We start from the raw sequence: 6,252 nt of genomic DNA, 5'->3' as shown, positions 1-6,252 counted from the left end.
GCCGCACGATCGGCGAATCCGCCAGCTTCCAGTGGCGTTCATGACGCCAGAACGCGACGTCATAGATCGTCGTCATCTGCGGCTTCAGCCTGCCGAAACCAAGACTTGCCCGTTCCACGAAGATGTAGAACGGAATGGTGATCGCCGAGGTCAGCAGCACGGCGACGAACAGTGCGACTTCAGCCCATTCGGTGTAGTAGTTCAGCGCCCGGTCCCAGATCGCCAGCGTGGCGAACAGCATGACCCATTGCGTTGCCACGAACAGCAGGATCGTCACCAGATTGTGGCGGTTCTTCAATGGGATGCGCCGGCGCCGGTCGTCCTCGTCGATGCCGGCGATGAGTTCCTTGTCGCGGTTCACCATGCGCGGGATTTCAAAGGCAGGCGAACCCAAGAGCCCGACATTCTCGCGCAGCGGCCCGTCGATGGGGATCATCACCTTGGTGCCGAGCAGGACGTTGTCGCCGGTGCGGCCGTCCGGCGGATAGTAGATGTTGTTGCCGAGATAATTGCGCTCGCCGATCCTCGTCGGCTCGAGCCTGAAGGCGGCGGCGGATTTGTGCATGTTGATCATGAACAGCCCGTCCGACACCATGGTCTCGGTGCCGATCTCGCACAGAAGCGGGTTTTCGTGCTGCTGGTTGGAGCCGAAATTGGAGCCGGTCTGCACCACCTTGTTGAGATTCCAGCCGATCGCTCGCATGTAGTGCACGATGGCCGAGCTGTCGCCGGCCAGCAGGCCGAGCACGCGGGAATTGCTGGAGAATTCAGCGACGGTCTGCAGCCAGTAGCGGAAGCCGTACAGCGTGTAGGTGCGGCCTGGCTTCAACAGCAGGCTGACCAGGCGCGGCACCAGCGTCGCCGCCAGGAAGGATGCGGCCATGTAGCCGAACAGCGTCACCGTGGTGCCGATCGCGACGACGCCGATGGTTTCCTGGTAGTCGTCGCCGACATTTTCCCAATAGCTGTGGAACAGGAGCGGCAAGGGAGTGACGATGGCAAACAGGCCGATCAGCTGAACCGCTTCGAACAGGAAGCGCCGGATGTTGGACGGATCGACATTGCGCACCTTGCAATAGTCGGCCGTGGTCGGCACGGCCGGCGAGCCATGCCAGCGTTCGCCGTCGGGGATGCTTTGGCCGCGGTGCAGCGAGGACGAATGGCCGAGCTGGGCGCCGTCGCCGATCCTGGTGTCGATGTCGAGCGTCGAACCGACGCCGACAAAGGCATCGCGGCCGATGGTCAGCGGCCCGGTGTGGATATAGCCGGCCTGCGCCCGGAAGCCGAGGATCATCGATTCCTTGCGCAGGATGGTGTTGGCGCCGATCGAGATGAGATCCGTGCAGACGGGCACGGATTTCGATTCGATGACGGCGTTCTTGCCGAGCCTGGTGCCGAGAAGCTGCAGGTAGATGCTGTAGAGCGGGCTGCCGCGGAACAGCACGACGGGCGCGGTGCGGATCAACGTCTTGACCACCCAGAAGCGGAAGTAACGCACGCCCCAGATGGGAAACGCTTCCGCCTTCCAGCGGCCGACCAGCACCCATTTGGCGAGGACGGCAAAACCCGACATGCCGAAGAACACGGCGGCCGAAAGCGCCACGCACCTGATGTAGAGCTGCAGCGGATCGTCGAGCGCGTCGTACATCCAGTTGAGACCACCATTGATCGCCCACAGGGCGCCATAGCTGTAGAGCCCGTAGAACATCAGCTGTGCGGCGCCGCAGGTCCAATAGGCAAGATTGGAGGCCCGCCGCGTGAGGACGGGCTCGTTGGTGGCCGTCGTCATCTCGTCCGCTACGCCCAGATGCAGCGCCAGCCGCGCCACGGTCGGGTGGAGGTAGATGTCGCGCATGGACGCCGTCGCCCATTCCTTCCTGGTGCGCACACGGGCGCAGAAATGCGCCATCAGCAGCGAGTTGGCGCCGAGATCGTCGAAGAAATTGTCCTCGACGGACACTTCGTCGAACTTCAGCACCGCGGCCAGCGCGTCGGCCAGGAAACGCTCGTCGTCATTGGCGGGCGCGACCATGGCGCGATCGCCCGAAAGCCGCACGCTTGTCGGCTTCGGCAGCTGGCGCAAATCCACCTTGTTGGAAACCGTCATCGGGATCGCCGGCAGCTCCTCGAGATAGGAGGGCACCATGTAGTCCGGCAGCCGCCGCTTCATCGTCCTGGCGAGGTCCGCGCGCGAGATCGCCGTCTGGCCGGCCTTCGCTGCGAAATAGGCGACGAGTTCGACGCGGCCGGGCTCGATCTCCCAGGTGGTGACGGCGGCTTGAGCGATCTCGGGCTGGTCGAGCAGCACCGCCTCGATCTCGCCGAGCTCGATGCGGTAGCCGCGGATCTTCACCTGGGTGTCGATGCGGCCGTTATACTCGATCTCGCTTTGGTCGTTGATGCGGCCAAGGTCGCCGGTGCGGTAGATGCGCTTGGACGGGTTGTTCGGCAGGCCGACGAAATCGGCGATGAATTTCTGTTCGGTCAGGTCGGGCCGGTTGAGATAGCCGACCGCGAGCCCGATGCCGGCAATGCCGATCTCGCCCAGTTCGCCGGGCTCGGCAAGCTGCGGCAGCGATGCGTCGAGGATGACGATCGAGTAGGTCGGCAGCGGCGCGCCGATGGTGACGGGACTGTCCGGCGTCAGCGCGCCCATGGTGGCGGTGACGGTCGCCTCGGTCGGGCCGTAGGTGTTCAGGATCTGCCGCCCCGGCTTCGACCAGCGCACCACCAGATTGTGCGGACAGGCCTCGCCGCCCACCAGCAGCGTGCGCAGGCTGGGCACATCCGATGTCATCGACGACAGCAGCGTCGGGCTGCAGGCGATGCAGGTGATGTCATGGAGCCGCAGGAAATCGGCGAGTTCCTCGCCCACCAGCGGCATCTGGCCAGGAGCGGGCACCACCGTCGCGCCGGCGACGAACGGCACCCAGATCTCTTCGGAGGAAAAGTCGAAGGCGATCGTCATGCCCTGGTAGACGCGGTCGCCCGGCCGGTAGCCGTAGGAGGCGGCGGCGACGCGGATGAAATTGACGAAACTCTGGTGCTTGATGACCACGCCCTTGGGCTTGCCGGTGGTGCCCGACGTGTAGAGGATGTAGCAGGTGTCGTCCGCTGAAGCGGCCTTCGCATGCGGCTGCAGCGGCGCGTTGGATTGTCTGGAGATTTCGGCAGCAGTGCTGTCGATCAGCAGATGCGGGACCGGCAGCTGGCCGGCGCGCGACGCATAGGCGGCGATGGTGACGATCAGGCTGACGCCGGCGTCTTCGATGATGAGCGCCATCCGCTCCTCGGGAAAGGCGGTCGCCAGCGGCACGAAGGCAGCGCCCGCCTTCATCACGGCGAGCAGCGCGACATAGGTCTCCGCCGAGCGGTCGAGGATGAGCCCGATGCGGTCGCCCGGCTTCACGCCGCGCTTGATCAGCAGGCGGGCGAACTGGTTGGCCCGCCTGTCCAGCTCCCGATAGGTCCAGACACGCCCGTCGGAGATCACCGCCGGCAGCGCTGCGAACATCTCGGCAAGCTGTTCGAAGACGGTGTCGAGCCGCTCGCCGGGCAAGCCTTGGCGGGCAAAGTCGGCGCCCGTCAGGATTTGCCCGCGCCTGGCTGTCGCGGGAGCCGTTCTTACCAGCGCATCGACACCTGCCGGGCCGCTTTCCAGCCCCGATCGTTCCGCGTCCAGTTCGGCGACATCGACACCGTGATCCATTTCCATACTTTCCCGTCCAGGCCGGGCATTGCCCGGCACGGCCATTTTTCCAGTTGTTGTGGGATGCTTATGCCATCCGATCTTTTCGGCAGTTTTTCCGAACTGTTGAATATTGTTTCTGAACTGTGTCTGGGCGGGGTTTTGAGCCTCCCTTGGCGGCTGCGCCCGGCGGCAACGCCGGCGCGCGCGCCAGCGTTTTTCTGGAACCAGCCTTGAGGCCCCGCATTCTATGAGCAGGGACTGAAGGAGCGTGTCGTGAAAGCGGTTTTGGGACTGGTCTGCGGCTTCGTGCTGACCCTTGCGGTCTTCGGCAGCGGACTGGGCTTCGCCGCCTGGCTGCTTGCCGCAAAGCCGCCGCGCCAGGCAACGGCCACCGTCAGCGTGGCGGAGCTGTGGACCAAGAAGGCGCGGCCGGTGAACAAAGCCGGGCAGGGCCTCGAACGCCTGCCGGCCGCCCAGCCGGCGCCGCCCGACATCCCCGCCAAACCGCCGGAAACGCCGCCCGACCCGACGGTCACCGGCGCCATCGCGCCCAAGGCAACCGACCTGCCGCGTCCGCATCTCGCCTGGTGCGCCAGCCGCTATCGCTCCTACCATCCGGACGACAACAGTTATCTCTCCTACAGCGGGCAGCTGCGCCCCTGCATCTCGCCCTATCTCGAAGCCGCCGGTCAGGCCGGCCAGCCGGCTGCCGGCGACGGCGGGGAAAACGGCGCTGGCCTTGGCGTCTACCTTGCCGATGATGACGGCGAAGCGCTTTCGGCCGACCATGTCGATTCCTGCTTCAGCCGCTACCGCTCCTATCGCCCGGAAGACAACAGCTACCAGCCATACTCCGGTGGCCCGAGACGGCAATGCCAGTAGCCCCCGCGCACCGCCGGCATGGCGATCCGATCGCGCGGATTTTCCGGAGCGTCCGCATTGGCGCGACGTTCAACCCTGACCCGAAGGAGGACTGACCATGAGCGACGACCGGGACGACAGAATTCGTGAGCGCGCCTACCAGATCTGGGAACGGGAAGGCCGCATGCAGGGCGACCCCGAGCGGCACTGGCACCAGGCCGAGGCCGAGATCGACCGCGAGGGAGCCCTGCCGCTGACGGCGGGCGACGCGCTGCCTGAAACCGGCGAGATCGCCAGCTCCGACGTGCTGGAGGTCGAGGCGCTGGCGGTGCGCACCGGCATCTCCGGCGACGAGGCACAGGAACTGCTCGACCGCTTGGGCAACGACCGCGCCGCGGTCGAGCAAGCCGCGCGCAGCCTCAAGGCCAAAGGGCGGCGAAACCCCGATGAGGGACTGGCGAAATAGTCGGAGGACGAAAAATGCCGGCTAGGCTGCGACGGCTGATCGGCACGAAAAGCCCGCGCCTCTGGCGGAGGACGCGGGCCGATCGGAGGGCCGATCTTCGGCAGGCGATGGAGGGCACCACCTGCCGCATCCACTAACAATTAGCTTTGGCTAATGTTCCGTCAAGTTGGATCTGAATTTACTGCGTTGGAATGTCGGCTGCCGCCGCAATTGCGCCGCTAGCCTTCGTGGCCGGGATGCATGTGTCCGGACAGGGAGCTTGTCGATGGGATAGGAATTTTTTCTTGACGGGGTGAGGGCAGCTATGCTACATTTCTGCCTATGGTGCTGATTTGCGCCAGTGACCCGCCGCCCAGGCGGGTTTTTGCGTTTTGGCCGGCGCTCGCCGAATTTCGACGTTGCCAGAAAGCGCCGACGCCAAAGCTGCCAATCTCCCCACTTGTGGGGGAGATGGCCGGCAGGCCAGAGGGGGGGCGCCGTAGAGTGCTGCCTTCGAACGGGTGGATCATTTGGATTGGAACGGCGTTGATCCCTGACACAACCGGGGAATGAGCATGGCGACAAGACGCAGGCGCTGGTCGGCAGGCCGCCGCCCGGTAAGCGGAAACCTTGATCAGGGCCAATCCTAGCCAGGGAGAGCGAGATGATCCGAAAACTCAAGGACGGCAAATACCGGCTGTATTCGCGCAAGAAGGACGACAAGACCGGCAAGCGGCGCAACCTCGGAACGTTCGATACGCGCGAGGCGGCGGAGAAGCACGAGAAGGAGGTGCAGTATTTCAAGCGGCATTGAGAGGGGGCCTCTGGCTGTCGCAATGGTGACTCACCAAACGCCAATGCGGCCGGCGCTGAATACAGCCGTCACCCGCAAGATGTCTACGCCACGCGTGGTTGAGCTGGCCTGACTACGGTAGCGAGCACGATGCCGGCGACGATGAAGGCCGCACCGACCAGGTCGTAATCGTGCAAGCCCTCGCCGAGCAGCAGATAGGCGAGCACGGCCACGAACACCGTCTGCAGGTAGAGCAGCATGCTTGCCCGGCTAGCACCCAGCGTTTGCACGCTTTTGTTGTAGAGGTAGTACATCAGGGCGCCGCCGGGACCTGCCAGATAGGCGAGCGCGAGAAGGCTGTGGACGTTCATGGCGGAGCGTTCGTCGTTGAACAATTCCCACGCATGGAAAGGCAAGGCGACCAGCGCACCGGCGCCGAGCAGCAGCACGACCATCGGCAGG

Annotated in this window: 5 protein-coding genes; 3 read left to right on the top strand and 2 right to left on the bottom strand. The window is 64.7% G+C overall.

Annotation, left to right across the window (positions count from 1 at the left end; genetic code table 11):
* A partial coding sequence (locus EN879_RS20510; RefSeq protein ID WP_127274210.1) for a Pls/PosA family non-ribosomal peptide synthetase occupies positions 1–3,715 on the bottom strand: 3,715 nt, incomplete at its 3' end.
* Between the two features lie 249 nt (positions 3,716–3,964).
* Here EN879_RS20510 and EN879_RS20505 point away from each other — a divergent pair.
* The 3 genes from EN879_RS20505 to EN879_RS20495 all read left to right on the top strand — a co-directional run bounded on the left by EN879_RS20505 (position 3,965) and on the right by EN879_RS20495 (position 5,811).
* Complete coding sequence (locus EN879_RS20505; protein ID WP_063168611.1) at positions 3,965–4,573, top strand: BA14K family protein; 609 nt, start codon at positions 3,965–3,967, stop codon at positions 4,571–4,573.
* 97 nt (positions 4,574–4,670) lie between these two features.
* Entirely contained in the window at positions 4,671–5,018 is a 348-nt protein-coding gene (locus EN879_RS20500; protein WP_027160800.1) for a DUF2934 domain-containing protein, read from the top strand.
* 643 nt (positions 5,019–5,661) lie between these two features.
* Complete coding sequence (locus EN879_RS20495) at positions 5,662–5,811, top strand: hypothetical protein (RefSeq protein WP_086081318.1); 150 nt, start codon at positions 5,662–5,664, stop codon at positions 5,809–5,811.
* 83 nt (positions 5,812–5,894) lie between these two features.
* Here the strand turns inward: EN879_RS20495 and EN879_RS20490 are convergent.
* Positions 5,895–6,252, bottom strand: a 358-nt coding sequence (locus EN879_RS20490; protein WP_164774482.1) for a DMT family transporter, incomplete at its 5' end; no start/stop codon positions are given.

Origin of the sequence: Mesorhizobium sp. M7A.F.Ca.AU.002.02.1.1 (assembly GCF_003998535.1) — a bacterium.
GTDB lineage: Bacteria > Pseudomonadota > Alphaproteobacteria > Rhizobiales > Rhizobiaceae > Mesorhizobium > Mesorhizobium ciceri.
The sequence above is the reverse complement of the archived record's forward strand: the minus strand, read 5'-3'. Positions and strand labels throughout refer to the sequence as shown.

Coding starts and splice junctions, on each gene's coding strand:
- EN879_RS20500 (WP_027160800.1), top strand. CDS start 4,671: ATGAGCGACGACCGGGACGACAGAATTCGTGAGCGCGCCTACCAGATC.
- EN879_RS20495 (WP_086081318.1), top strand. CDS start 5,662: ATGATCCGAAAACTCAAGGACGGCAAATACCGGCTGTATTCGCGCAAG.